The sequence below is a fragment of the Endozoicomonas euniceicola genome (genome assembly GCF_025562755.1).
Lineage (GTDB): Bacteria > Pseudomonadota > Gammaproteobacteria > Pseudomonadales > Endozoicomonadaceae > Endozoicomonas_A > Endozoicomonas_A euniceicola.
In genome coordinates this window covers 3928258-3955084 of the sequence record NZ_CP103300.1, presented here as the reverse complement: position 1 = coordinate 3955084, position 26827 = coordinate 3928258, and the positions used below count along the sequence as shown (strand labels likewise).

General features: G+C 47.6%; 22 protein-coding genes, 8 tRNA genes and 1 pseudogene. 13 read left to right on the top strand and 18 right to left on the bottom strand.

Annotated features, from left to right (window positions below; genetic code table 11):
• Positions 1-49: 49 nt before the first annotated feature.
• Positions 50-523 (bottom strand): bacterioferritin, encoded by a 474-nt coding sequence (gene bfr / locus NX720_RS16105; protein ID WP_262595870.1) that lies wholly within the window; start codon positions 521-523, stop codon positions 50-52.
• 190 nt (positions 524-713) lie between these two features.
• Entirely contained in the window at positions 714-1481 is a 768-nt protein-coding gene (locus NX720_RS16100) for a class I SAM-dependent methyltransferase (RefSeq protein WP_262595869.1), read from the bottom strand.
• A gap of 333 nt (positions 1482-1814) precedes the next feature.
• On the opposite strand from NX720_RS16100, the gene NX720_RS16095 reads away from it, so the two are divergent.
• Entirely contained in the window at positions 1815-2417 is a 603-nt protein-coding gene (locus NX720_RS16095; RefSeq protein WP_262564457.1) for a peroxiredoxin, read from the top strand.
• A 218-nt stretch (positions 2418-2635) separates the two neighbouring features.
• Positions 2636-3985, top strand: a complete 1350-nt coding sequence (gene citS, locus NX720_RS16090; RefSeq protein WP_262595868.1) for a citrate/sodium symporter CitS — start codon at positions 2636-2638, stop codon at positions 3983-3985.
• 84 nt (positions 3986-4069) lie between these two features.
• Here citS and NX720_RS16085 read toward each other — a convergent pair whose 3' ends face one another.
• From NX720_RS16085 to citC, 10 genes are all read right to left on the bottom strand, one after another.
• Positions 4070-4750 carry a response regulator gene (locus NX720_RS16085; RefSeq protein WP_262595867.1) on the bottom strand — a complete coding sequence of 227 codons (681 nt, stop codon included), beginning with the start codon at positions 4748-4750 and terminating at the stop codon, positions 4070-4072.
• A gap of 12 nt (positions 4751-4762) precedes the next feature.
• Positions 4763-6418, bottom strand: a complete 1656-nt coding sequence (locus tag NX720_RS16080) for an ATP-binding protein (RefSeq protein WP_262595866.1) — start codon at positions 6416-6418, stop codon at positions 4763-4765.
• A 617-nt stretch (positions 6419-7035) separates the two neighbouring features.
• Positions 7036-7740: an RloB family protein gene (locus tag NX720_RS16075; protein WP_262595864.1), complete on the bottom strand. Its 705-nt coding sequence runs from the start codon at positions 7738-7740 to the stop codon at positions 7036-7038.
• 98 nt (positions 7741-7838) lie between these two features.
• Positions 7839-9185, bottom strand: a complete 1347-nt coding sequence (locus NX720_RS16070) for an AAA family ATPase (protein WP_262595862.1) — start codon at positions 9183-9185, stop codon at positions 7839-7841.
• Between the two features lie 213 nt (positions 9186-9398).
• The gene (citG, locus tag NX720_RS16065; RefSeq protein WP_262595861.1) at positions 9399-10319 is read right to left on the bottom strand and encodes a triphosphoribosyl-dephospho-CoA synthase CitG; all 921 of its coding nucleotides are present in this window, start codon (positions 10317-10319) and stop codon (positions 9399-9401) included.
• 59 nt (positions 10320-10378) lie between these two features.
• The gene (gene citX / locus NX720_RS16060) at positions 10379-10906 is read right to left on the bottom strand and encodes a citrate lyase holo-[acyl-carrier protein] synthase (RefSeq protein WP_262595859.1); all 528 of its coding nucleotides are present in this window, start codon (positions 10904-10906) and stop codon (positions 10379-10381) included.
• 17 nt (positions 10907-10923) lie between these two features.
• Positions 10924-12447, bottom strand: coding sequence for a citrate lyase subunit alpha (citF, locus tag NX720_RS16055; protein WP_262595857.1), 1524 nt, complete (start codon positions 12445-12447; stop codon positions 10924-10926).
• Between the two features lie 5 nt (positions 12448-12452).
• Positions 12453-13346 (bottom strand): citrate (pro-3S)-lyase subunit beta, encoded by an 894-nt coding sequence (citE, locus tag NX720_RS16050; RefSeq protein WP_262595856.1) that lies wholly within the window; start codon positions 13344-13346, stop codon positions 12453-12455.
• Positions 13346-13639 (bottom strand): citrate lyase acyl carrier protein, encoded by a 294-nt coding sequence (gene citD, locus NX720_RS16045; RefSeq protein ID WP_262595854.1) that lies wholly within the window; start codon positions 13637-13639, stop codon positions 13346-13348. The genes citE and citD overlap by 1 nt, the downstream gene beginning before the upstream one ends.
• Before the next feature lie 170 nt (positions 13640-13809).
• Positions 13810-15009, bottom strand: a complete 1200-nt coding sequence (gene citC, locus NX720_RS16040; protein ID WP_262595852.1) for a [citrate (pro-3S)-lyase] ligase — start codon at positions 15007-15009, stop codon at positions 13810-13812.
• A 378-nt stretch (positions 15010-15387) separates the two neighbouring features.
• Here citC and NX720_RS16035 point away from each other — a divergent pair.
• The 7 genes from NX720_RS16035 (at position 15388) to NX720_RS16005 (ending at position 16235) form a co-directional block, all read left to right on the top strand.
• Positions 15388-15463, top strand: a tRNA-Asn gene (locus tag NX720_RS16035).
• A 73-nt stretch (positions 15464-15536) separates the two neighbouring features.
• A tRNA-Lys gene (locus NX720_RS16030) sits at positions 15537-15612 on the top strand.
• Positions 15613-15653: 41 nt separating this feature from the next.
• Positions 15654-15729: transfer RNA gene (locus NX720_RS16025), tRNA-Asn, on the top strand.
• 37 nt (positions 15730-15766) lie between these two features.
• Positions 15767-15842: transfer RNA gene (locus NX720_RS16020), tRNA-Lys, on the top strand.
• 46 nt (positions 15843-15888) lie between these two features.
• Positions 15889-15964, top strand: a tRNA-Asn gene (locus NX720_RS16015).
• A gap of 38 nt (positions 15965-16002) precedes the next feature.
• A tRNA-Lys gene (locus tag NX720_RS16010) sits at positions 16003-16078 on the top strand.
• An 81-nt stretch (positions 16079-16159) separates the two neighbouring features.
• Positions 16160-16235: transfer RNA gene (locus NX720_RS16005), tRNA-Lys, on the top strand.
• Positions 16236-16552: 317 nt separating this feature from the next.
• On the opposite strand, the pseudogene NX720_RS16000 reads toward NX720_RS16005, so the two are convergent.
• Together NX720_RS16000 and NX720_RS15995 are read right to left on the bottom strand one after the other, a co-directional pair.
• Positions 16553-17377 (bottom strand): annotated as a pseudogene (locus NX720_RS16000) (transposase); the annotation flags it as partial.
• 18 nt (positions 17378-17395) lie between these two features.
• A complete protein-coding gene (locus NX720_RS15995; RefSeq protein WP_262595850.1) occupies positions 17396-18106 on the bottom strand; it encodes a hypothetical protein in 711 nt (236 codons plus the stop codon).
• Between the two features lie 74 nt (positions 18107-18180).
• On the opposite strand from NX720_RS15995, the gene NX720_RS15990 reads away from it, so the two are divergent.
• From NX720_RS15990 to NX720_RS15980, 3 genes are all read left to right on the top strand, one after another.
• Positions 18181-18612, top strand: a complete 432-nt coding sequence (locus tag NX720_RS15990; RefSeq protein ID WP_262595848.1) for a helix-turn-helix domain-containing protein — start codon at positions 18181-18183, stop codon at positions 18610-18612.
• Positions 18613-18788: 176 nt separating this feature from the next.
• Complete coding sequence (gene tnpC / locus NX720_RS15985) at positions 18789-20462, top strand: IS66 family transposase (RefSeq protein WP_262595730.1); 1674 nt, start codon at positions 18789-18791, stop codon at positions 20460-20462.
• Positions 20463-20581: 119 nt separating this feature from the next.
• Entirely contained in the window at positions 20582-20941 is a 360-nt protein-coding gene (locus NX720_RS15980) for a hypothetical protein (RefSeq protein WP_262595846.1), read from the top strand.
• A gap of 334 nt (positions 20942-21275) precedes the next feature.
• Here the strand turns inward: NX720_RS15980 and NX720_RS15975 are convergent, their stop codons facing one another.
• The 4 genes from NX720_RS15975 to NX720_RS15960 all read right to left on the bottom strand — a co-directional run bounded on the left by NX720_RS15975 (position 21276) and on the right by NX720_RS15960 (position 26102).
• Entirely contained in the window at positions 21276-21476 is a 201-nt protein-coding gene (locus tag NX720_RS15975) for a hypothetical protein (RefSeq protein ID WP_262595844.1), read from the bottom strand.
• Between the two features lie 9 nt (positions 21477-21485).
• Positions 21486-25247: a hypothetical protein gene (locus NX720_RS15970; protein ID WP_262595843.1), complete on the bottom strand. Its 3762-nt coding sequence runs from the start codon at positions 25245-25247 to the stop codon at positions 21486-21488.
• Between the two features lie 247 nt (positions 25248-25494).
• Positions 25495-25570 (bottom strand) — tRNA-His (locus NX720_RS15965).
• Positions 25571-25715: 145 nt separating this feature from the next.
• Positions 25716-26102 (bottom strand): SET domain-containing protein, encoded by a 387-nt coding sequence (locus NX720_RS15960; protein WP_262595842.1) that lies wholly within the window; start codon positions 26100-26102, stop codon positions 25716-25718.
• A gap of 147 nt (positions 26103-26249) precedes the next feature.
• On the opposite strand from NX720_RS15960, the gene NX720_RS15955 reads away from it, so the two are divergent.
• A complete protein-coding gene (locus NX720_RS15955) occupies positions 26250-26822 on the top strand; it encodes a PhnA domain-containing protein (protein WP_262595841.1) in 573 nt (190 codons plus the stop codon).
• Positions 26823-26827 lie beyond the last annotated feature (5 nt).

The window sequence follows — 26827 nt, the reverse complement described above, 5'->3', positions numbered from 1 at the left end:
GACTGTTTCGTTGATGCAGTCCAACCTGTTGAGTGGGGGGGCGGCAGGGTCACTCGCCAGCGCTTTGAGAAAGCAGATAGTTTTCCATGCCCAGTATTTTGATCTGGTGCAAGTGTACTTCCAGGTTATCCATGTGTTCCTCTTCAGCCGCCAGTATTTTTTCCAGCAGTTGCCTTGAACCAAAATCCCCAATTTTCTCACAGTACTTAATGCCGTCCTTTAAAACCGGTATGGCTTTCTTTTCCTGTTGCATGTCCGACTCAAGAATGCCCTGAACCGAATTAGAGAGAATGGGTTTGTCCAGATTTTTAAAGTCCGGCATCCCTTCCAGAAATAATATTCGTTCTATTAGCCAGTCGGCATGCCACATTTCTTCAATGGATTCTTTATAGACCTCTTTGCCCAGCTTTTTAACGCCCCAGTTTTTCAGCATGCTGGAATGCAGGTAATACTGGTTAATGGCTGTCAGTTCATTCATCAACGCCTTGTTAAGGTGTTCGATAACAGTTTGGTCACCAGTCATGATGGATATCCGTTAGAGGAAAAATAGAAAACGGTTGCCCGTACGCTTATCAAGTATGATGTGACATTGCCATCTGTCAAAAACTATTTTTCAATGCTATCTTGTTGAAAGATAACAATAATATTTATCATTTGTATTTGGTGTTTTGAATTAAGGCAGTAATTAATTCAGAGCTTAATTTAAAACGATTTTAAAGTTTACCAGCCACGAGTCTTACCTGATCGTGATCTCCATGCTCCAGTGCAGGATAATGAAGTGCCGGGCCTGTTGTGACCAGATCAATACTGAAACCCGCATCAGAAAAAGCATGAGCCAGCTGGTCGGGATTAAAAAAATTGAAATAGCTTCTGGGCATTATTGAGTAGGCTAAGTCTCTTAATTCTCTGGCTTTAGGATCAGGTTCGTAATGATCCAACGCCTGGTCAATGAGACTGAGAATATCATCAACAGGGTCAAGGCGGTCAGGGTGTTTTTTCCGCTGTGCGACTTTTATTCCTTTCAGGTTAACTTTTTTAAACATTTGGGAGTCTTCACAGCCACAGGTTAATACAACCTTCCCGCCGGGAATTAATAAACGTCGAAGTTGTTGTATTGCAGCAAGGGTCTCTTCGTGGTTTAGAAAGTGGAAGACTTCCGAGCAGAGTACGCCTGAAAAATAATGGTCAGGCAGGGGCATGTTGTCAGGTAGTTTAGCCAGGTGAAAGCTGAGCAGTTCGGCTTTGTCATGATGCGCCTGCTGAAGCAATTGCAGGCTGCCCTCGTCAATCTCGGTGGCATAGACTCTGGCACCATTGTTAATGGCTACCAGGCTGTTGTGACAGTTGCCACAACCAATATCCAGCAAGGGGTTGCTATGGTTCCAACTGCCCAGCCAGTGGTCAATCAGCGGGTTGGTAACGGAGAATGCCACACCTGCCCGGTGTGCCATTTTGTGGTAGAGCTTTTCTGGCTGTGACATAGCCTTGCCCTGTATTTGCCTTTCAGGAACAGAAGTATAGGTGCATTTTTGTGGTTGCCGGGTAAATAATCCCTATGTCCGGCATGAGTTGTGTCAATGGATGGTAGGGTTTGTGGTTATTTTTACTGTGCGAGTAGGCAGGAATACTCATGCCGTGTATGATTGGCAACGGCTTCAGAGCATTGAGGCTCTGTATCAGCCAACGCAGACGTATCAGCCAACGCAGACGTATCAGCCAACGCAGACGTATCAGCCAAGGCGGACGTATCAGCTAATGCGGACAGGTTGAATCTGCGTGTTGTTGAACATTATTAACTAACCGGAGATGAATAAATGGGCGTACTGGTAGGCAAGAAGGCTCCTGATTTTACCGTTCCAGCGGTTCTGGGTGATGGTACTATCGTTGATGAATTTTCCCTCTCGGAAGCCATTCGTGGAAAATACGGTATTCTGTTCTTCTACCCGCTGGACTTTACTTTCGTTTGTCCATCGGAGCTGATTGCCCTGGATCATCGTATAGACGCATTCAAAGAACGTAAAGTTGAAGTGATTGGTGTTTCTATCGACTCTCACTTTACTCACAACGCCTGGCGCAATACGCCTGTTAACGAAGGCGGTATTGGTCCGGTGAAGTATACCCTGGCTGCGGATATGACTCATCAGATCTGCAAGGACTACGATGTTGAGTCCGAAGGCGGTGTGGCTTTCCGTGGTGCTTTCCTGATTGACGACAAAGGTGTTGTACGTTCTCAGATCATTAATGACCTGCCACTGGGTCGTAATATGGACGAACTGATCCGCCTGGTTGATGCACTTCAGTTCCATGAAGAGCACGGTGAAGTGTGCCCCGCTGGCTGGAATAAGGGCGACAAGGGGATGAACGCTTCACCTGACGGCGTAGCCAGCTATCTGTCTGAAAGCGCGGAAGAATTGTAAATTTTTTGAATCCAGCCTAATAAGCTTTCTTTAAGAACGTAAAGGCGTTGCCATCAGTCGGTAGCGCCTTATTTTTTTAAATAATATTTTTTAATTTAATTCATTGTGTTCAATGAGCCTATTTTGTGCCTGTTTTATCGTTGACATCTATCAATAAGCGCTGATTTTTTTTCTTTAGGATGAATGCCGCATAATTGATAATTAGTGGTCGAATTCTAATGAGTACACAAACCAATCAGCATCTTCACGCTGCGTCCCGAGAGTCCTTACCCGATAAACTGATGAACCTTGAAGTGTTCGGGATGTCCATTCACCTGTTTGCCGTAGCTGCTACGGTCATTCTTGTGGCGCATGCTTTTGATGTCCTGCCTGGCGGGTTGGCCGGCGGCCTGTCAATCAGTTTTGTCATCGGGGCCGTGTTTGGGGAGATTGGCAAGCGGCTTCCTTTCTGGAACCGCTACATTGGTGGCGCCCCGGTATTGATTTTTCTGGGTACGGCCTGGCTTGTGTACGCTGGCCTGATGTCAGAGCGCGAAGTGGCGGTGATTACGGACTTCATCAAAAACTATAAGTTTATTGACCTGTTCATTGCCGTATTGATTACGGGCAGTATTTTGTCGGTAAACCGCGTTTTGCTCCGTCGTTCTCTGATTGGGTATATTCCTTCCATTTTGTTTGCCGTTACCGGTGCTGCCGTTCTGGGGATTGCCTGCGGAATGATGTTCGGCATTTCACCCAGTGAAACTATTATGCTGTATGTCCTGCCCATTATGGGGGGAGGCAATGGTGCTGGCGCTGTTCCGCTGGCAGAGATTTATCAGCAGGCCACCGGAAATTCTGCCGAAGCTTACTACTCCGTAGCGATTTCCATTCTGACAATTGCCAATATCATTGCTATTGCTGCTGCTTCCATTCTGGACCGTCTGGGTAAAAAGTACTCAAACCTGACCGGTGAGGGCGAGCTGGTTCGCAAGGGTAAGTTCAAGATTCCTGAAGACGACAAGCCTAGTCGTAAAATTACCCCAAGGGATCTCGCTGTTGGTTTGCTGCTGGCTTGTACGGCTTATACCCTTGGTCATATCCTGTCCCAAATAGTACCGTCTTTGGCGGGTGTCAGTATTCACCGGTACGCTTACATGGTTATCGTTGTGGCGGTGATGAATATGTCTGGCATTGTTCCTGTGGAACTGAAAATCGGTGCCCAGAAAATGTCCCAGTTTTTCAGTAAGCAGATGCTTTGGGTTCTGATGGTGGGTGTGGGTGTTGCTTATACCGATCTTGGCGAAATCATTGCGGCGATTTCCCTGACCAACATTATCATGGCAACCATGATTGTACTGGGTGCTGTTATCGGAGGTGCATTGGGCGGGCGAGTGGCTGGTTTCTATGAGATTGAAACCGCTATTACCGCCGGTTTGTGTATGGCTAACCGTGGTGGCTCCGGCGACCTGGAAGTGATGGCCGCAGCCAAACGAATGCACCTGATCTCCTATGCCCAGATTTCATCACGTCTCGGCGGCGGAATTGTTCTTGTTATTGCTTCTATCGCCTTTGGTATTCTGGCCTGATCGGCAGAAGCCGTGCCGTTCTGCCTGACTTTTTCTGCCCTGTCACCACTCCCCTTGCCGGGCTCTGGTGACGGGGCAGAGCTGTTATTGCCTCCGGGCTTTTTTATACAGCCTTTCCGGCCTTCCTACCTGACCATGAGAAACCGCTACTGTCGCCATACCAACACTGACAGAATATTCGAGATAGCGACGGGCAGTGGTTCGACTGACACCAATCAACTGACTTAGCTGGGTCGCTGAGAACGTCTCACTGTTGTCCAGCGCCTGTCGAACCTTCTCCAGTGAGATAGGGTCAATACCTTTGGGGTACTCCTTACCCGTGTTGCTGTGGGAGGTATGGCCAAACAGATTATCAATCGCATTCTGGGTCAGGGTTGTCTCACCCTTGGCAAGCTTGAAATCAAGATATCGCTGCAAAGACTCCTGCAGGCGGCTGTAGGCGATGGGCTTGATAACGTAATCAAAGACGCCATTGCGCATAGCTGCCTGAATGGTTTCTACGTCCCGCGCGGCGGTGATGAGAATGATGTCGGGTTTTTCGTCCTTACTGCCCAGCTCTTTGACCAGGTCAATGCCAAGGCCATCGGGCAGGTAGTTATCCAGCAGAACCAGATCAGGCTTCAATATGTTAATCATATTTCTGGCCTCCTCTGTATTGGATGCAATCCCCACCTCTTTAAAGCGGAACATCTGTTCTACACAAAAACTGTTCAGCCGCGCAATATTCAGGTCATCTTCAACGATAAGAGTGTTAATACGTTCCATAGAAAAACTTTATTAGTAAGAAACTGTAGGTTCAGAGCCATTCCGACAACGGGTTGGATGCCCCGGAATAACGGCAGTGACAATGACCCCTGATGGCTGTGCCGGTTCAAACAGTAAGTGACCATTGGCCTGATTGATAATGCTGTTGACAAGGAACAGCCCGACACCATGGTTTACTCCCTTTTTGGACGTCACGCCTTTGCGGATAATGTCAGGGATTTTATCATCCGGTATGCCCGGGCCGTTATCCTCGACCTCTATAACAAGATCGTCACCTACATCCGTAATAAGAAGCGTTACCTGTCTTTCTCCGGTGATATGGCGTTGTACTGCCTCGAAAGCATTACTGAGTAAATTACCCACAATGGCAATTACCTGTTCCTCGGTCGTCGTCTCTGGTAGCTTATTAAGACAACAGCCGTCGTCCATAATAAACTCTATTCCCAGCTCCTGGGCCTGATGGTACTTGCCCATCAGCAACCCCCGAAGTTTAGGGAAAAAGATGTTCTGATTCATAAAATCAATGGTTTGCTGGTGTGAACGACTCTGGCTTTCTATATAGGAAAGTGCCCGGTCATAATCTTGCATATAAATCATGCCGCCAATGACAGAGAGCTTGTTGGCGTACTCGTGAGCCTGCACTCTGAGGGTTTCTACATATTGCCTGACCTGTGACAGCTGCTGGGTCAGTAATTCAATATCTTCCTGTTTGCGGAAGCTGATCACCGTTCCGTAAGGAGTGCCGGGGGTTCCGTAGCGTGTGGCGTTGCAAATGAGCATGGTATCGTCGACGGTAATATGCAGGTCTTTTTCCTGACAGAGTTCTTCCTGTTGTACCAGCGCCATGAATTGCGGGAACTCACGGATATTCCTCCCCCGCAGCGGGGTTTCACCCTGGGACAGGGCTTCCCGGGCCGATGGGTTGGCAGCAGTAATAATACCTTTGTCGTCTACAGCCACAAAGCCTTCATAGAGTGACCGCATGATTGCGGTACGTTCCTGCAGCTGTCTTGCAATACTCTCGGGCTCCATGCCCAGAAGCTGCTTTTTCAGATAGCATGAGAGAACAAACGCGATAAAGAGCGCCAGTAGCACAATAAAGAAAGTCAGGTAAATAACAGGGGCAGCATCTGAGGCAATACGACTGTCGATCTGGCTCACCATATACCCCACCGAGACAATGCCCACCAGACGACCCTGTTCATCCATCACCGGGGCTTTCCCCCGGACCGAAAGCCCCATACTGCCGGTACTGATCGAGCTATAGGGTTGTCCAAGGCGTAACTGTTCCCAGTTATTGTCACCGCCTGTCATGGTCAGGCCAACTTTATCAGGGCTTGGGTGAAAGTATCGTACACTGTGTAAATCACCAACAACAATAAAAGCGGTGTCTGAAGAGCGTTGAACGTCACGCATCAGGTCTTGAATTAACTCCGGAGATTGTTCCTGAAGCGCCCTCTTGATCAGGGGAATACGGGCTATTATTTTTGCCTGACTCAATGCCTTATGGCTGACCTGTTCTGCAATGATGTCGTCTATCAGAGACGAGGCTCCCTGACTGACCGTGACAATTTCAAACAGACTGGTTAACAGAAGGATAAGAAAGATACGGTACTGAAACTTTGAGCCCGAAAACCAGTTCAGTATGGGTTTAATCTTGTCAAACAAGGCCGTTCACGTTTTATAAGAGTTCATGGTATCGGTGATCATATAGTGCTTATGCTGAGCAAACCATGAGATCGGTCAATATTTGCTCAACGGGCTGCTGGCAACTGCTTCAGTCGCAGAGGGTGATTCGGTGAACGAACTGGAATCATTGGTTATGCGGGCTCTTTTCCACTTAAGGGTTGAAGGCTAAAATGTACCGAAAAAATCATATTCTCAGCATAAGTAGCGACTTTATTATGCTGATCTCATGCTTAAAATGCAGATTCTCGACTCTTTTTTAAGCCAAAATCAGGTTTTTATCGGAACGTTCATGCCATAAGTATACTTTCAACCTTTAAGGGGCGCAGCATTCAATGTCTTACCGGGCTTTTGGCGGTTGGCTATTAGCTGCTCAGACAGCCAACCACCAAAAGCTAATAGCCAACAGCGGTATATTCTAACCTTCCGTTCCCCTAAGGGGCGCAGCATTCAATAACTTACCGGGCTGTTGGCTTTTGGCTATTAGCTGCTCATACAGCCAACCGCCAAAAGCCAAAAGCCAACAGCCAACAGCCAACAGCCAACAGCCAACAGCGGTATATTATGTTCTGCTGCTTCCCTAAGTGGAAAAGAGCCGGTTATGCGTCTTTCATGCTGCGCAAATACAGAACCAGCTCATGAACATTTGTACACGAATCTGAGTCATCCGATCTGTTTGCAGATTCAAATATCCTTTTTGAATTCGCAATAGCTGAGCTCAGCGTATTTTCGTCGATTGATTTTTGATATAAGCCTTTCTGAGTTTTCCTGTAGTCCGGTATAAATTGTCTCAGATCATCAATCGCCTGATCCCCAACACTTTTTCCTTGAATAGGAGCGTATGGTTTTGTTGTTGGGTTATAGTGAAGTAAAAACCAATACTCAAAAGATGGATTTGATGTTATTGCTTTGAATTTAACCTGATCGCTCAAGCCTTCTGCAGCAAGCTCCTGGTTTATAGTTTCCACAAGCTTTACTGCTTTATGAAAGGTGGAATGTCTGTCTCTATCAAAAACACAAAAAACTTTGTTATAGCTATCTCCTGATGATAACTCCTTAAGATATAAGGCATGTGCATGATTCACTACGCTCATAGGGCTAGAACCACAAGTACCATCAATTTCGATATTGGCTGAATCAAGCTCATGAATGAGCCTGACTTCTTCAAAGTAAACAGGCTCTGTCTTCTGACCTTCACAAACAATCAAAACTTTATCATAAGGCTGTCTCCTGGCCTTTTTTCTCTTGTTGTCTGTTGACTTTCTCGCCTTTCTTTTGTGAAACAAATCTTCACTGCCCATCATTAGGGGCGCAGCATTCAATAACTTACCGGGCTTTTGGCTGTTGGCTTTTGGCTATTAGCTGCTCATACAGCCAACCGCCAAAAGCCAACAGCGGTATATTATGTTCTGCTGCTTCCCTTAGAACCCAGAAACTCAAAATTACTAACAAGTGGCAGTGCGCCATAGCGGCCAGATAAGTATGCTTTTTCGAGGTTGTCCACACCTTTTCTCGGACTGAAGTCGGTTAGAGGGTAAATATCTGTTGATTGATCCTTATCTTTGCTACAAAACCAAATTTGATCTCTTCTGAATACACGCTGGTCCAGAACTGAGGTTTCATGTGTGGTAAATACAAGCTGGGCATTATTTTGGTTAGTATTTTTATCATTGAATAACTTGATTAGAAACTTAACCATATTAGGATGCAGGCTATCGTGTAATTCATCAATGAATAAGACCCTGCCATTTTTCAGACTGTCAATCCAGGGCCCAGCAAAAGCAAATAGTTTTCTGGTGCCATCGGATTCTTCACTTAAGTCAAATAATACATCTTCACCTGCAGAATTTTTATGGATGGTTTTAATATCAATAATCTCTTTATCCTTAAGGTCTTTCAGGATTTTATCTTTAAATTCTTCTGACATAGCATCAGGAAGAGAATTCTTATCAATCCTCTTTAACTCTAAGTGAATGTCACTAATATCAAGATCAGCTGATTTTAAAAAACTTAAGACTTCATTCTTTGTTTTACTTTCACTGCATAGTTGTGCAGTATAACCTGGTTCCCAGCCACCAATGTTTGTAACTTTTAGGGTGTTATCAAACCAGTCAAAGACTGGTTTTAGCTGTTCGCTATTCAACATAACAGCAGTAGACAAGAAAAGTGAATTAGATTTTGTAGCCTCTCTCCAAAGCTGTTTTTTACCTAGAAAGTGTGATGAAAAATCCCAGGCATACTGTTGTGTTTCTTCATCATATGCTCTGATAAACCAACGTTGAGCTCTGCCTTTTGGAGAGGCAAAAAGCCATTCTTCTTTAATTTGACTCTCAGTTAAGGAAAAACCGTATTGGTATTTGACACCTTCGGCAATAAAAACGATTTCAAACTCTGTTGGCTCTTTAATGGAATCATTTGCTAAGCGAAAAGGAACAACAGGAAGCTTGTCGCCTCTTTGGGATTCTTTTGCAGATTCTTTCACGATCATCTGCATTGTGCCTAGAGCTGAGATGAAATTTGACTTTCCAGCCGCATTCGCCCCATAAATTGCTGCTGACCTTAACAGACACAGGTTGTTTGGAGCGTTAAGCTCAAAAGCATTATCAGATAACTCTTCACCAGTCATCTTTGTCAGGTTGAGAGATTGGCGTTGTTTGATTGATTTGTAGTTCTCTACGAACAGTTCAACAATCATAGCTTTTCCAATGTAATGTTCAATGACTGTATCATAGGCTAAAAATACAGTCATATCATTATTTAGCATGATTATTTGAAGATATTTTGCAAAATTCAGCCTTAAATTTATCTTTCGGATTAATTTTGGGTACTGGGTGCATAACCTTAAGTTCAACGCCTACCGTTAGGCGCTCCGTTGGAGCGCCTTGGTTACACCTGGCACAGGCATGAACTTATGGACTGAAAGTCGACAAAGCATCTTGCATCACTGAAGAACATAAATCCTTCAGGCTTCAAACAGAGGAATACTGACCGTTTCAAGCCTGTGCATCAGCCACGTCAGGGCCAGAAGGTCGGCACTGCCACCAGGGCTCAGGTTTCTGGCGATCATATCCCGGTCAAACGCGTGCAAGCTGGTCAAGCCATTGTCTGTCAACACGCCCCCTTCTTTCAGCAAAGAGCGAGCCCGGTTCTGAGTGTATTTCAAAGCCAGCATTCCCCCACGGGAAACGATATTGGTGTCGTTGTTGTGGGCCATCAGGTGCAGTAGGGTCTGTAGCAGTGCAATATTTTGAGGGCCGTTTTTTAGCAGAGAAGTTAGTACCGGCAGGGCGTGCTGTCGAACGGTTGCAAAGCCGGACTCCACTTCTCCCCGGATGCCGGTAAGCCCGAACTGTTGGAACAAACGTTCACCGGCAGTCCGGGGTTTCAGGACAGACGACAGTTCTCTTTCAACCAGCCCCGTTGTCATTGCGGCGACCTGACCACAGAGTTTTTCACTGTTCAGCCCTTCTTTCCCTTCCAGTGTCAGCTGTCGACCCGCTGCTGCAAGGACGATAGCCATGGAAAAAATCATGCCCTTGTGGGTGTTAACCCCGTTTGTGGCACTAAACATGGCCTGCTCACAGGCGATACCCTGAGGTCTGATACTGGCAAGCACTGTTTCTGCCGGTGCATGGGCAGTTTTCATTCCAGCCGACACAAAATGATTAAGCCATGGCTGAATAGCCCCGGCGCTGTCAATAAACGTTGAGAGGTTCATATCCTTATGTGAACCACTATTGGCCTGGTCAACCAGCCCGGGTTTTGGCGTGGTCAATACTTCCAGCAGCATCGCTTCATGGGCTAGTCCGGCAATAAACTGCACCGGGTCAGATAGGTCAGAACAGTAGTTTTCTGAAGGTTTTTCAAGAAGGGATTCGATCATGAGAGGCTACTTGGAAAGCTCGCCTTTCCTGAATTTTCCAGGAAAGGCGAGACAGTTAATTATTCGTCAACAGTCGTTTGTTGTGACATAACCAACTCATGGATATGCGTACGCAGCTGCTGAATATCATGCTGTTGTGAACGGGCACAGATAACCGCATCAAGATGACACAGAAGGCATTTACGCACCGGGGCTCCAAATTCTTTCCGGGAAAGAATTCGTCCGTCCCGGTCAAGGACATCAAGATCAAACAGTCTCCCCAGCGGGTGTTCATTTTCCAGTTCGATCATTGCTTGCTTGACCACTGTCGTATCCGGCTGTGCCAAAGCCATCAGTGCCAATGGCCCTGTGGCTTTTCGCTCCGTCAGGGTATCCAGGCACTGCCAGTCTTTTTTGCCCAACAGCGTCTGCACTGCTTTCAGCCCCTGCTCAAAGGCAACCCGGCTGGCATAACAGTCTTTCACGTCACCGGGCATATTGATGGTGAAGGAGATCAGAGAGCCGCCGTGCTGCTTTAACATTCGCTGTTGCTGCTCACGCCGCCAGTCCCGTGCCTGAAGCATATCCTGAAGTGTTACCCTGCTCATGGTCACTGGCCGCACACTCAGGAAGCCACCTGACGAACCACGTCGATAATGGTGCCGTCACGGTATTGAACCAGGGCGACAACCCGGTCGTTATAGTCGATAGGCTGAGGCTTGCCGGTAATGCTGATGGCTCGCTCGTGCAGGTACTCAATGCTGACCACGGGTAAGCCTGCCGCCAGCAGTCGCTCCTGTAATTCTTTTCGGGCCGGATTCACGGCAATGCCCTGGTCTGTGACCAGCACATCGACGGTAGAACCGGGTGTCACCACGGTGTTAACGGCATCCACCACACAGGGGATGCGCCCACGCACCAGTGGCATCACCAGAATGGTGACATTGGCTCCCGCCGCTGTATCGCAATGCCCGCCGGAAGCTCCCCGGAGCACACCGTCGGAGCCGGTCATAACATTAACATTGAAGTCGGTATCTACTTCCAGGGCGCTCAGCACCACAAAGTCCAGCATATTCACGGAGCAGCTTCCGGTGTGCAGGCTGGCGTATTGGGAGGCGGAAATTTCCAGATGATCCGGGTTGCGGGCAATGGACTCCACCGCGCCACCGTCAAAAGACTGGGTATCCATCAGCTTGGGGAAATAACCTTCCTCATGAAGCTGAACCAGTGGGGTGGTGATGCCACCCAGCGCCACGCCGCCTTTAACGTTATGGCGATCCATAATGTCTTTCAGGAAACGGGCGACAGCCAGTGATGAGCCACCGGAACCGGTCTGGAATGAAAAGCCGTCCTTGAAAAAGCCGGAGTGTTCAATGACCTGGGCAGTCTGTCGGGCAATAAGCAATTCCTGAGGGTTTTTGGTCATCCGCACCGCGCCCTGACTGATTTTGGATGAATCGCCAATTTCATCCAGAACCACAATGCTGTTCACGTGATCCTGGGGAATGCTGTTGGGGATGTTTGGAAAACCCGTGATCTGCTCGGTCAGCAGAATGGTGTGAGTGGCGTGGGCGGAATCCACCTTGGCGTAGCCGAGGGAACCGCAGCGGGTCTTGCCACTCTGGCCGTTGGCGTTGCCAAAAATATCGGATGTTGACGCACCAAGAAAAGCCACGTCAATGGTCAGCTCACCGGACTCAATCATTCGCGCCCGGCCACCGTGGGAGTGGATGATGACCGGTTCTTCCATCCCGCCTTCAGAGATGAACTGACCAATCTCACCACGCATGCCGGAGGTGTATATTTTGCTAATGACACCGTTTTTTATATGCTCAATAACCGGCGAATGGTGATCAAGCAAAGAACTCGGCGCAATGGTCAGGTCTTTTATGCCCATATCGGCAATGATTGCCATGACCTTGTTAAGCACCTTGTCACCGCCACGGAAATGGTGGTGGAAGGAGATGGTCATCCCATCCTTAAGGCCGCTGTTAATGATCGCCTGTTCCAGGGAATCAACAATCTTGCCATTGCGGTTATGGGACGGAATGCCACTTTCACGGGGCAGGTAGGGGGTTTTCTGGAAAGGCCCGCCAAACAGCTCAACGCCTGATACCGGTATTTCACGGCCAATAGAATTCTTGTTCATATCCCTTACAGCTCCACTTTCATTCCACAGGCTCTGGCTAATGCGATCGTGCGCTCGGCACGAGTAATAATGGGGCCGTCTACCATCTTCCCATTCAGCGAGACCACACCAATGCCTCTGTTTGCCGCTTCGGTAGCTGCTTCAACAATGGTAATGGCGTGGTCGACTTCGTCTTCTGTTGGTGCGTAGACACCGTGAAGCAGATCGATCTGGCGTGGGTTGACCAGGCTCTTGCCGTCAAAGCCCATCTGTTTCGCCAGCCGGGCCTGGGTAATAAAGCCTTCTTCATCATTCACGTCTGAGTGCACCGCATCGTAACAGGCAATGCCGGCGGCACGCGCCGCCACAACAATACGGCTGCGGGCAAGAAACAGTTCTTCGCCAGAAGCTGAGCGGGTGGTTTTCAGATCGGTGACATAGTCTTCCGCAGCCAGGGCAATGCCCATCAGGCGGGGACAGCATTTCGCTATTTCAAAAACATTGGCGATGCCCGCTGCCGACTCAATGGCGGCCATCAGTTTCGTGCTGCCAACGACACGGCCACAGGACTGTTCTATCTCGGTAATCAGCCGGTCGCCCTCAAGTACCTGCTCGACGGTGGACACCATCGGCAAACGGACAACGTCAACACCGGCACGAACCACCGCTTCAATATCTTTATGACCGTAGGGCGTGTAGAGAGGGTTAACGCGAACCGTTGTTTCAATGTCTTTATAAAGCGGGTTCTGAAGGGCATGGAACACCATCAGGCGGGTGGTGTCTTTCTCCCGAAGTGCAACAGAGTCTTCCAGATCGAACATAATGGTATCTGGTTTGTAGATATGCGCTGTTGCCAGCATGGCGGCATTATGCCCGGGAACAAACAGCATGCTTCTGCGCAGTTGCATGGATTCACTCATTACAGACGACTCCAGTCAATAGTTTCTTCACCGGTGGAGCGTAGCACGGCTGCCTGAATACGGGCTCGTATAACGCCATCAAGAGCGCCTTTGTCCTGCAGTGTCAGTCGGGCAGACGTGACCCCCATTTTTTCCAGAGCGTCCAGTGCGGTTTTGCGAATAGCCTGACCAAACTGTTTCTCTACAGAACTCTCAAGGTCTATAAAAAGACCACCCTCACTACTCGGTTCAATTTGAACCAGCAGGTCACTGGATTCCAGTGACCCTGCAAATGCAGACTCTGTAATTTTCACTGTGTGACAACCTGCTATGATAGGTTTCAAAAAAATAGGTGCATCCTGCCGTACAGGACTCATGAAATCAATGCCAACCCTATTGAAATGAAGCCGGGTCTTTTTTGATACACATCATTGGTGCTGCCTGGCAAAAAAAAACTTATGATCAGAATGAACACAATCAGTCTTCAGTTCATCGTGTAAAACGGGTTCGCCGGGTACTCTTTATTAGTGTGCCCTTTATTAGTGTGCCCTTTATTAGTGTGCCCTTTATTAGTGTGCCCTTTATTAGTGTGCCCTTTATTAGTGTGCCCTTTATTAGTGTGCCCTTTATTAGTGTGCCCTTTATTAGTGTGCCCTTTATTAGTGTGCTCTTTGTTGATGTGCTCTTTGTTGATGTAACTGAGGGTGGAGGCCGGAACCAATGCTGACAGTTTATCCAGCTCACCTGAACCGATCAGCTCCCTGACCCTGGAGGCGGAGACGGCATGCCCTGACTGCTCGTGTCGTCTAACTTCCTTCACTTCAATGACCGGGCAGGGCATGGCGCTATCATCAAACACTTCTTTCATAACGCGGTTGTAATGGCTGGTGACTGTGCAGAAAGGTTCACTGCCTACGTAGCGTCGGTTGATGCCCAGTGCCGGGGCAATGTGGTTTCTGAACAGGGTCAAGTCCAGCCGGGCGTGGGCGTCCTCGACGATCTGTTTGTCCTTAATAAAGTAAGTGGGGAAGGTCGCTTTGGAAATAATGTAATCGCTGCCTTCGTGAACGGTAACGTTGTCCAGATGTTCAAGACCGTCAAGTATTAAACGCAGTCTCACATCGTAAGCAAATTCTGACGCATCTTCCTTTACCACAAACAGGTGAACCCAGTCGTTTTCCTGACAGGCTTTTTCCACAAGGTAGCGATGACCCAGTGTAAACGGGTTGGCGTTCATGACGATACCAGCGATATTGGCACCCGTTTTCCGGTATTGCTCAAGTTCCTTTATATAGGTAGCCAGACGACTGCTGCTGTTTTCCAGTAACGTCACGGTTTCGGGAACTTCCGCCAGAGTTGAGAAACCCGCACCGCTGAAAATAGGGCGATATTGGGGTTTGGTATAAACATACAGTTTTCTGCGGCCCATGCTGTAAGCGTGATTAACCAGTTCGGATACCAGTTTCAAAGCAATGCCCTCACCCGTCACCTTACAGGATACTGCGACACACTTTATTATATTGCCCGCGATGGAGCCGGTTCCAATCAGGGTTTTGCCACGGAACAGGCCAATGGTCAGTTCAACATCCGCTTCAAGGGTTAACCCCCTGATCTTCAGGAACTCCTCAACCTGTGTTTTTTTCCGGGCAGTAATGATTTCGATACGATCCTGTTCAAACAGCATTTGACTCACTCTTTCTGGCCTTTGCCCAAGGAGTCATGACGGAGGTTTGTCAAAGCCCTTGGATGATTGCCGGGCATAGTGGTTGAGTTTGATGAGTAAGGCATTGATTCAGGGCAATAATGAAAAGCTCTCTGCGTGAACAAAACGGACAAAATAACCTAAAAGCAGTCACGCTGACTCTGGAGCCTGACTGCGGCATCGGAGTATGGAAACCTTACCGGTTGGTGGTGCAGGGTTCTGATATATCCCTTTGTTATCTCAAAAAAAATTTTTGAGCTTTTTTTGCACATTGTTTCCGATAAAGGGTTGACTCAGCCGGAAATCTCATTAATATTCGCTGCCGTCAGGTGATGGCGACAACGCATCACCAAACGCGATTCCCCGATAGCTCAGTTGGTAGAGCAGTAGACTGTTAATCTATTGGTCGCTGGTTCGAGTCCAGCTCGGGGAGCCACTACTTGCGGGTTAGATTTTAACCGGTTAAGGTTTGGCGGGGTTTGTCAGGTTGCGTATCTGATAAGCGGCATGGGTCGTTAGCTCAGTTGGTAGAGCAGTTGGCTTTTAACCAATTGGTCGTAGGTTCGAATCCTACACGACCCACCACTTACTTCTTTGCGTTTATGTGTTATATTATCTGGCTTTGTTCCCCGATAGCTCAGTTGGTAGAGCAGTAGACTGTTAATCTATTGGTCGCTGGTTCGAGTCCAGCTCGGGGAGCCATTTTTTGAATGATCAGCTTGTGTAGCTGGTTGTTTGTGGGTCGTTAGCTCAGTTGGTAGAGCAGTTGGCTTTTAACCAATTGGTCGTAGGTTCGAATCCTACACGACCCACCATATTTTCTTTGAAAGCTTCCCGCAGGCTTTTGAGGATCAGGATTGTTCCCCGATAGCTCAGTTGGTAGAGCAGTAGACTGTTAATCTATTGGTCGCTGGTTCGAGTCCAGCTCGGGGAGCCATTTTTTTAAATGATCAGCTTGCGTGGCTGGTTATTTGTGGGTCGTTAGCTCAGTTGGTAGAGCAGTTGGCTTTTAACCAATTGGTCGTAGGTTCGAATCCTACACGACCCACCATTTTTTTATACATAAACTTTATTTCTCAGAGAGAGATAAAGAACAATTTGAAGTTAACAGTCTGCGTGACTGATAACTTGTGGGTCGTTAGCTCAGTTGGTAGAGCAGTTGGCTTTTAACCAATTGGTCGTAGGTTCGAATCCTACACGACCCACCACTTTTCAAGCCATCCTGGTTCGTCAGGGTGGCTTTTTTTGTTGCTGAAGATATAGACCAGTCTCACAGCTCATAAGGGGTTTAACAGACCTTGCGGAATTCTCCATCCATAGCGGCATTGCGCAGCTTTGCCGTTTGGATGGAGATGGATAGCAAGCAGTCTGAAAGACTGCCTGTAAGTGCTATCATAGGTCGCTATGAGAGCATTCAAGTACAGAATCTATCCCAACGTTGAACCTAAATTCAGCAGTTGAACGCCACTGAGCCATGCCATTAGGAATAGCTTCTCACGGTTCTGAGCAGCGTTTTTTTAAGTCATTAGCCCGATCGAATTAATGGTTGCATCGTAATAACCTGCCCTTTTTTCAAAAATTTTGAGACCGCTTTCGTTAAAATACGACACCATGCGTTAATTGGATTCAACTGCGGTGCGATACTTTTGATTGAATCAAAAAAATCACACAGTTCACTTTGTAATTTCGCAATTTTATACATCCATCGATGCTGGCTTGTCAGCTTTATTTTCTTTTGGTTGCCAGAGTGGGTCAGCTTGCCAATTGAACTCATTAATAAGGGACGGCTGGTAATTGATTCTTTATGGGAGTCCGGATTACTCAATCGAACGTATAGCGTCCACCAGTTGTAAACCAAGGCAACCATTCGGGCCAGCATTCGACATCTTGCCATATCTTTTGTTACATAACCGCCCCAGCCCCATTGGTTTTTGATTTCATCAAAGTTATTTTCACAGTCAGCCCTATTGCGATAATGATTAATGATCGAGACTATATCATTATCAAGAGATGTGACCAGAACCGAATACTCGTAAGCTTTTATATTTTCTGGCTCTTCTATTAATGCTAACGTTTGTTGACGTTCTTTTATTCCTTTTTCCAACATCGGTATTTCATTTTCAGGACGCCGTCTTCGAACAATAATTATGCGTCTTTCTTTTTTCCAACCTGACAGTTTAATTACGGATTCTTTTCCCTCCCAATGGTTGTCGTATTTTACCCATCCTCCGCTACAGTGTGCATTCCCTATGGCTTTCTTAACGTTGTCGTGCTTCTTCATTTTAAAAAGATAATGACAACCAGCATCTTCCAATTCGCTCATTACCCGGTCACTTCCCCAATCACAATCACCACGAACAAATTCAGGTCAGCAGCGTTTTGGAAGTCGATTTAATAGCTCCATTAAACCGGGTAAAGAGTATTTACTTTGACTTTGATTTCCGGGTCTGACTTCAACCTCCAGTATTAATTTAAGATTAGCCATCATATATGAGTGGTAAGTATGAGAGGGTCTCCCTTTCTTATGTGGGTTATAGCCATTAACCGCTCCTTCCTGATGCCCATAAATGGTTTTCACGGTAACATCAACATCCATAATCCATGGAATGGTTAATAACGGATCAAAACAGAGATGGAGGTGTTTTTGCATCCATTCAACGCCTTCATCTTCGTCAATCTTCTTTAAACCACGCCTGGCAGAATCATCGCTGACAATTTTTTTCATCCCGAGCAACTGAGCGTTTACTTTATCACCAATAATTGTTCCGATATGCGCATAGCGTTTATGTCCTGAAAGAATGGAAAGCATTAATGAGCCAATCACATCCACTTTTTGAGGGGCGTTTGGGCTTTTATAAGTTAGTGGGCAATCGTTAATCCAGGGTTCAAATCGGTGACCTGTTTTTAAAAACTGTATAAAAAAAGGAAGCTGTCCCATTGGGGTGACCGATGCTTCAGGCTCCCACTCGACATGAATTTTACCGTCGAAAGAATCGACTTCGAGTTTGACGGATAAGGGATCTTTTTCCATTTCAGACAACTCACCCTTTGGGGGAGTGGGTTTTGGTGGTCGAACCATCTTCGAGCCCTCAATATTGTTGAGGGTTAGAGTTTAGCTCAGGGGTTAACCGCTGAATTTAGGTTGAACAGAAGGTGCTTATTGCAAAGCACTTTGGTTGCTCTCGTCATGTCTATAACTGGGCGTTGTCTGAAAAGGACAAACATTACAAAGAAACCGGAAAGAGTCTGACAAGGAGGCGACTTCAGGATCGTCTGGTTGCCAGCAAAAAAGACGATAAAGAGTGGTTGACTGAAGTCAACAGCCAAAGTCTTCTGGCTTCTCTTGCTAATCTGGATGCGGCATTTTTCAATTTCTTTCAGGGTCGAGCCGGGTTCCCGAAATTCAAGTCAAAATATTCTGGCTGGCAGTCTTTTCAGTGCCCCCAGCATGTGACGGTTGATTTTGAAAAAAGCGGTCATCAACCTGCCAAAACTCAAAGGAATAAAGGCAAAGTTACATCGTCCTTTTTCTGGAACGGTAAAAACTGTCACGGTCAAGCGATCACCGTCCGGAAAATACTTTGAAAGTGTACTGGTCGATGATGGAGCTGTTGACCCGGCTCCATCAACCATTGAGCCTGAAGCCACAATTGGGCTTGATGTCGGGTTGACGCATTTTCTCATTGACAGTGAAGGTAACAAGACAGGTAACTTTTCTACAAACCACTAAACATAAGCTCAAAGTCGTCTACTTTTAGAGTATGCAAAATGCTCATGTTTCAGGATCAGGCACAACACCTGCATTACTGCCTGCCCCCTTTGCTACCTCGCAGGTCATCCTCACCAAGCAGGAACACATCCAGCTAAAACAGCAGGCCAACCTCTGGCATGCCATGTGGAAGGCGGCCTGTGGCCGAGAGAAAAAAGTATTGGCTAAAAATGCCTCTCTTATCGCTCAGCATAAAGCCGAAATGGCTGGGTTGAACACCCAGGTCGCTGATCTGAAATCAGAACTGGCACACATGAAGCACTTGCTTTTCGGTCGTAAATCAGAGAAGACCAGTTCTTCTTCAAAGAAAAGTGGCAATACTACCCGGCCACCTTCAAATCGAAAACGAGGTCACCAGCCCGGAGTCCCCGGCTCTGGTCGCCATCTTCACAACAACCTGCCAGTGGTTCATGAGTCTGTAGACTTACCAGTGGACAAACAGTGTTGTACAGTCTGTCACCGGCCATTCAAGTCTTTTTTCAATGACGACAGCTGCGACGTAATTGAAGTTGAAGTTAAGGCTCACGTTCGTCGTTATCACCGAAGGCATTACCAAAAAACTTGCCAGTGCCCTGAAACGCCCAATATTACTACTCCACCACCTCCACCAAGACTCATCAACAAAGGAAAGCTTGGTATTTCTGTCTGGGTGGAGCTGTTGCTGAATAAGTACGCATACGGCATCCCCATAAACAGGCAACTTGAGTCTTATAAGACTCAGGGACTGGAACTGTCGCAGGCGACCATCTCCTTTGGCCTGGAAGCTATAACGCCCTTTTTTGAGCCGGTTGCCGAAGCTACTCGGGAATTCGTCGCCAGTAGCGATCAGTGGCATGCTGATGAAACCCGGTGGATCAGCTGGGCACATGAGACCACAGGTTCTCACAAACATTGGCTTTGGGTATTTCTCTGTGATCAGGCGGTTTATTTCAGCATTGCTGACACCCGTGCGGCTGTCGTACCAGAGTCGATCATTGGTGACGGGGCTGGAACGCTGGTGTGTGACCGATACTCAGCGTACAAAAAGCTTGCGAATGATGCGGTGTCTATTAATTTAGCTTTCTGCTGGGCTCACGTCAGGCGGGATTTTATTGACGCTCAACGAGGTGATCCGGAGTTGGAGAAATGGAGCGCCACCTGGGTGAACAGGATTGGTCGTTTATATCATCTTAATAGTCAGCGACTTGAAGTGCTTGATGAACCAGAGCAGCTAGCAACACAGCAGTTACGGCTTGAACATCAGGTAGAGCAGATGGCAATCCAGAGGGTTCAGGAACTTAATCGTCCTAAACTGCGAGTCAGAGCGAAAAAAGTGCTCGAAAGTCTACAGAATCACTGGGAAGGATTGACCCGCTTTGTCACTGATCCCGGTATCCCCATGGATAACAACGCTGCAGAGCAAGCACTGCGCACAGGTGTCGTTGGCAGGAAGAATTACTACGGCTCTGGCAGCGTATGGAGTGCTGATATAGCCGCTTTTCTATTCAGCGTTTTTATGACGCTAAAGCTTTGGGATATTAATCCAAAAATCTGGCTGGGTGCCTATCTTGAGGCTTGTGCCATAAATGGCAGGAAGCCACCTAATGATCTCACTCCTTATCTGCCCTGGTTAATGAGTGAGGAGCGGCTTTGTGAAATGCGCAATCATGATCCGCCAAAGGTATAACAATTGGAGGCAACAATAGGGAAAAGCGGTGTCTTAATTGCTAATTTTGAAGCGGTTTGTAGAAAAGTTACGTCGAGGTTTTTATTCAGGACTGGAAAGCCCACTGCGGCTGGAACAGATTGAGCAAGCAGCAAGGTGCTGATGGATCGCAGCGTGGCGTGATTCTGAGTCTGCTGTGCGAACATATGCTATTGCTGCACCCTGAGCAATTCGTCCTGCTAAAAAACAAACAGCCCGGGATGCCCGTTGGTTGTCTGATCGAGCGCCTCAACGCAGAAGCATTGCTTAACACGGTAAAAGCGGTGGTGGAGTCGGATGATCCGGACAATGAGCTACAGGCTCTTACATTAGCGTTGGAAGACACTCTGCCTAAACGAGAGTCGAGTAGACATATGGCTGGTAGAGACCTGGGAAGACAGGAAGCAACGGACACATTGAAAGCTCATGCTCAGAAATTTGAATTGTTGGACGCAGCTTAGCATTGGGGCGCATGGAGCGTGTTGTTTAAGTAAAAACTGCAGCATCGAGTTATAGGAACATTAGAAAATGGAATAAGTTTTTCTTATAGTGTTTTATTTCCTCCGAACATAGATCAGGATGATACTATCTTTGGCACACTTTTTTTTCCAAAAAATGGGAAGATTTATTAAGCTATGACCATCACGAATTAGAGGAACTTTATGAATCCCTGGAGGAGGGGCTATCCCCCCAATTATGCAATCACCTTGTACGGGGGGGACCAACAGGTGGTTATGACTACGATGAGATGGCTCGTCTATTTATCAGAGCTTTTTACGGACGCAACCAACCGGATTAACCAGGAATGATTGTGTCAGCCTGAGATGGGTTAATATTAATTAACTTCAGAATCACCGGCTGGCTGGCAGTGACAATCCAGACGGCCCAGACGGCTTGCTTCGCAGCTCTTGGCGTCCAGTATCCCTCGATAATTACTGCCCGGAGTTCCATCGGGACAATGCAGTGATCCGGACCATTACGGTAGATAGTCTTCAAAGTGCTGAACTATAGTTCCCACCATATATTCTTGGGCAGATAAAACGCCTCCTCACCAAAATCCCGTTTACTGGGCTCTTTTAACTCTCGCTGTGGCCGGGTGATGTCAGGTTCTCTGGTGATTGTAACAGCGCTGGCTGACACGGATTCAGGCTCTGGCATCTGTGTGGAAGGGGTCAGATGTTGGATCAGGGTGGTCACTGAAGTCAGTTCAGGGATCATCCAGTCAATTCTCTGGTACGGCTTGCGCGGGAGAGGCCGCCTGTTTTTGGTGTTACTATAGACCCCGTATACCCCTAAAGCGGTTACGAACACTCTGGTTTTCTCTTCCGTGGTTTTGATTATGGCCGGGGTTTGTTGCAAGTGGTTCAGGTTCTCAAGCGCCTGAGTCATGACCTTCGAAACAAAACCACCTTCAACCCGCAATGAATCTTTCGCGGGCAATAATTCAAGCTTGTCGTTCAAGCCCTGCACCGTTTCAAGCATCTCAGACACCAAATCTTTCCATGCCGCCATCCCATTACTAATCTCCCGGTGCAAACGGAGGGCATTTAATGAGTATTCTTCCCGATCCATATGGGTTGTGTATTGAATCTTATTGGCCGCAAGAATGTTATGACGTTCACTGGTCGATAAGTCTGATCGATCGACTAAGGCAGTTACCTGGTCGAGATCTAATTTTGCGACGATCTTTTCATAAGATTGCATCTTGTTGCGCCATGCCATGGCTTCTTTCATTTGTCTTAATAATTCATTGGCGTAGAGGTTGGCTTTTTCATAACTGGCTAATACAAATTGTTCATCATCGGATGAGAGTTCGATGGCGTTGTTAATGCTTTTTATTGACTGAGCAAAATTTTTTTTCCTGTAGGTGTTGGTGACTTTACTCATGGCGTTCTCCCATGGGGAATCCATAGCCGACAGGTTGATGGGGTGCTGAGGCGTAGCTGGTTCATCAACCGACTCAGTTTCCAGTTCTGTATCGAGGGTAAAAAATGCTTTTCGGGCTTTCTCAAGCTGCCTTTTGGCGATGGACGCTCTGATTTCCTGTTCCTGTGACACCGATTTCAGATAACGCTTAAAACGTCTTTGCTGTGCATCTGTGGGTCTTTTAGCCCCTTGCTGGTGTTTATTTTCCAGTCTATAGAGTCGGTATCGGTGTGCCTCTAAAACAGAAAGCCAGTTTTCCTGGCCTGCGCTCACTTCTGACGACAGAGGCTCGGCGGCAAACAGCTTGTCCAGTCTGCGAATATCCTCATCGAAATAGTCCGGATAACTCTGCTTAATAAAACCTCCGGTATAATCCCGGGCCTTCTTGTGATAACGGCGGTCAATATACAATAAATACGCCTGCAGGCTGCTAGAAAAATCGTCCCTGAACGATTGATCGTTTTTAATGAGGTCTTCTAAGAAAGCCCTGCCTTTAGCCGGCATCTGGTTGAAAAGTGCAAAGGCACCATGACTGTAGCCATCACTCCCAAGCTTGATGGATGACCTCAGAATGGCTGGCAACCCCGACAACAACTCTGCCATGGTATTCTCAGGTATTTCCAGGGATGGCCGGTTGCTCAACAGCTGATACAATGAGTGGCTGTAGAAAGTATGTCCGAGCCAGGTGATTAAGGCTCGCAAGATGTGCTGCTTATTTTCATTGTCTGATTGCTCAAAACCAGCCAGGATGGGCAGATTCTGTTGCCATTTTCTACTTTCTGATATATCAACCGCCTGCCTTGCGGTTTCATCTTCATTCAGCTGCCACGACATCTGCCCCTCTTCCAGAAGATTCATCGCTTTCAGCAACAGGGGGATAATGGTCGCGGTATTGAACAGCCCCTTAATAATTTTATCTTCGTCGTCCAGATCCCTGAGCGCTGTGGATATATACTCGTAGTTCCATTCCATGTAAAACAGGATCATCGCCATTGTAAAGGGGGCTTGCAGAGGCTCGGTAGCAGAATCCCCTTTAGTGACCTTGTGAACAGACTCAGAAGTGACGGCTTTATAAAGTCTCGCCAGCCGATTAACCGCGTTAAGGCAGGTGACGATATTCCCTGCCGTCTGTGCAATCACGCGTTTTTTAACGCCTTTCTCATGAGGATTTTTTTTGTGGTGCTTTAGTCCTTCCAGTACTGCCGGTGACAGCACTTTAAACACCTCCATGCCGACTGTAAGAAAGATGTCCACAAACATGCTGATGCTGGCTCGTATCTTTTCTTCATTCTGGTCCTTAAGAAATTCTTTCATAAAGCTAACCGCGTAAGCCGCATTATCAAAACGGAAGTCATACTCTGTTCTGCCAGGCTCTTTTTTTACGTGGGCAATGGCACTCCGGCTCGCAGGTGGGGCGATGGGTGCCTTTTGTGCCGGAGGTGGTTCAGGGGCTGTTACCAGCGGTAATGCCAGCGGAACTCTGCCGGGTAACGGCTTAACCACACGGGGCCGGGCTTCTGCGATCTGTGCCGCTGGGATCTGCCAGGCTTGTACCTGTTTCGGGGACGGGAGTTGTTCAACATGGGTTATTTCCGACGCAACCCTTACGTCTTCAGTCTCCAGCGTTGACCATTCCAGGGTCTTTGGGTCACCCGTCAGGCGAATATTGACCAGCGTTTCGAGCCACTGCATGGACCAGAATGTGTCGTACACATCCTGATCTCGCCAAACAATCTGGCTGGCCCGGTGGGCTGCCAGAGCACTGGACTGGCTCGGGGGATAGTCCGACAGAGGCGAAGACGACCGGGTAATTTGAATATAAGGGGGTTCGGCATTGGTAAAGAGGACCCAGTAAGGGTTGCCTTCGTCGGCACCACTGCGGAGGGCAGTGGTGTAATCGCCATGGCGGGTCACTAACCCCGGCAGGGGCGGATTAACGGTTTTTTGTTGCTCGGTCGGTAGTGACGGCTGATCCAGCTTTTGCAATGACGTCCTGATCCAGTCAAGCCATTGTGGTGACAGCAGCGTGTGCAGGCTACTGTCGGCTTCCTGACCAAACTGACAGGGGGCACGCAACCTGGGAACTTCCGAACCGGGCAGTGGAAGCCTGACCCCGGATCGGCCATTAAACGTCAATTCCAGTTGTGCGCTGGGGTTCCCAGTGATGTCCCGAGCCGGGACAATGCTGACTTCCATCGTGTGTATTGAATGCGCTGTCAGCCAGTCCGCCAGCTGATGCCATGCCCTGAAACTCTCTGGCTGCGAGGTGGCGGGCTCTTTAGCCGGTGGCTGAGACAGAACCCTGAACACCAGCGCTGCCTCACCGCGCCGATTCACTACTTTCAGATAGACCCGCCGGGCCAGTTGAGGATCTTCAATATAAACCGGTATCTCCTGCCATAAAGCGCAGTTGCCCAGCTGTTTACGCAAATAGGTCACGCCTTTATCGATGCAATGACCTGCAAACAACAGCCTGGATGACACCACCAGATAACTGTACCAACCGGTATAAAGGGTCTGGATCAAAGTATTCGCCAGACCTGGCCATTTCGTACGCGGATAATAGTAGTAGCTTGCGTGCGCCAGCTTGAACATCAGCATGGTCCGCAAAACATCATCCAGAGAAGCTTTCAGGCTGCGAAAGTTCACATCCAGAACAAAGGTCAGTGAACCAATCGAAAAAGAAGTGGGTGCCTGTTCCTGACTGGCGACTACCGGTAGCTCATCTTCCAGAACGTTATCAACACTACTCGCAAAGGCGCTGCCAAATCCCACAAGCAGTAACAAAAGCCAATGGCTGACCTTGAGTCTTCGGAGAATATGTCCAGACCTAAGATCCATCTTTTGCAGCATTGTATTAACCGGTCAGCTTTTCGGGGCAGAAAGTATAGACTGTGCTGCGTATACTGTTTTTCGTTGGCAAGAGGGTGTGTCACAAGCCAAATTCCAGCTCAACCATCGTTTTTTTCTAAAGACGCAATTGTGAGGAGTTTCGTAAAAAATGCCGTATGCAGAGTGGCAGGAGATTGAGCAGGGAAATATATAAACAAAAAAAACCGTCACCAGAACGGCAACGGGTTTTTAAATTTGGGGTGGACAATGGGGCTCGAACCCACGACCGCTGGAATCACAATCCAGAGCTCTACCAACTGAGCTATGCCCACCATTATTTGTCTGCTGATGTAAGACACCTTTTGAAGAAGCCGTTAATATTGGCCGCCTCAACCAGACGCCGCTTAGTATAAGGATTACGTTTTATGATGCAAGTTTTTTTTCATCTTTAAAAACAAGACGTTGGAATCGATTCTGTCATTCTATCCATTTAATTTCATCAGCGTTCCACAACGGCGATTTGTCTTCAGGGGCACCGTTGTAATTAATGGTAATTTCTTCATTAGCAGGAATATTCCGAAGCGCTACAAACTCCAGAACCTGATCATCCAGATCAATGCGATATAAGGCATTGGGCGTATAGGAATGGTTATAAATAGAGCCAAGCCCCAGGGCTATTGCCCCCTCTTTCTGATCTTCCCCCCAGCAAAAGTAATAATTGAACAAAACGGTATTATCGAGCAGGGAGGTTTCTTCCCCTGGTATCACCAGCACTTCACAGCGTTCAATCACCTGATCCCGCTGAATTTTCTTCGATGAATAAACACCCCGGCCCTTTGTATCCCTGGTTGCTACGTACAACATGATGCCTTCCCTTTATTGTTATACTGCATCTGTCCAATGTTCATGAGCAGCCCCAACCTGTTTGTTGCTAAACAAATGTCAGGCTATTTATAATCCGCCCACTTATAATCCTGCCACTTTTTTATGACATCCCCAAGGTTCTCTACCATGAGCATTGAAAGTACACTGCTGCAACGTTGCGACTCCAAATGCGAGCTGTGCGCAGCCAGTCAACATCTGGATATTTTTGCAGTACCACCTGAAAGTGAAGCGTCAGCAGATCGCTCAGTGATGATCTGTGCAACCTGTCGTTCCCAGGTCAGTCAGCCAGAAACTCTGGACACCAACCACTGGCGCTGTCTGCATGACAGCATGTGGAGCCCTTACCCTGCGGTTCAGGTGATGGCATGGCGTATGCTGAACCATCTGTCGTCTGAAACCTGGGCTCAGGATCTGCTGGATCAGATGTATATGGACGACGAAACACTGGAATGGGCGAAAGAAGGCCTGCCTGAAGAAGACGACGATACGCCTCCAACCCTGGATTGCAACGGCACCCCTCTTAAAGCAGGCGACACCGTTACCCTGATTAAAGACCTGGTGGTTAAAGGCGCAGGATTCACAGCTAAGCGTGGTACAGCGGTTCGTAATATCTCCCTGCCCTCCAATCCAGAGCATATTGAAGGTCGCATTAACGGTACCCGTGTTGTTCTGCTTAGCTGCTATATGAAAAAATCCTGATCTGG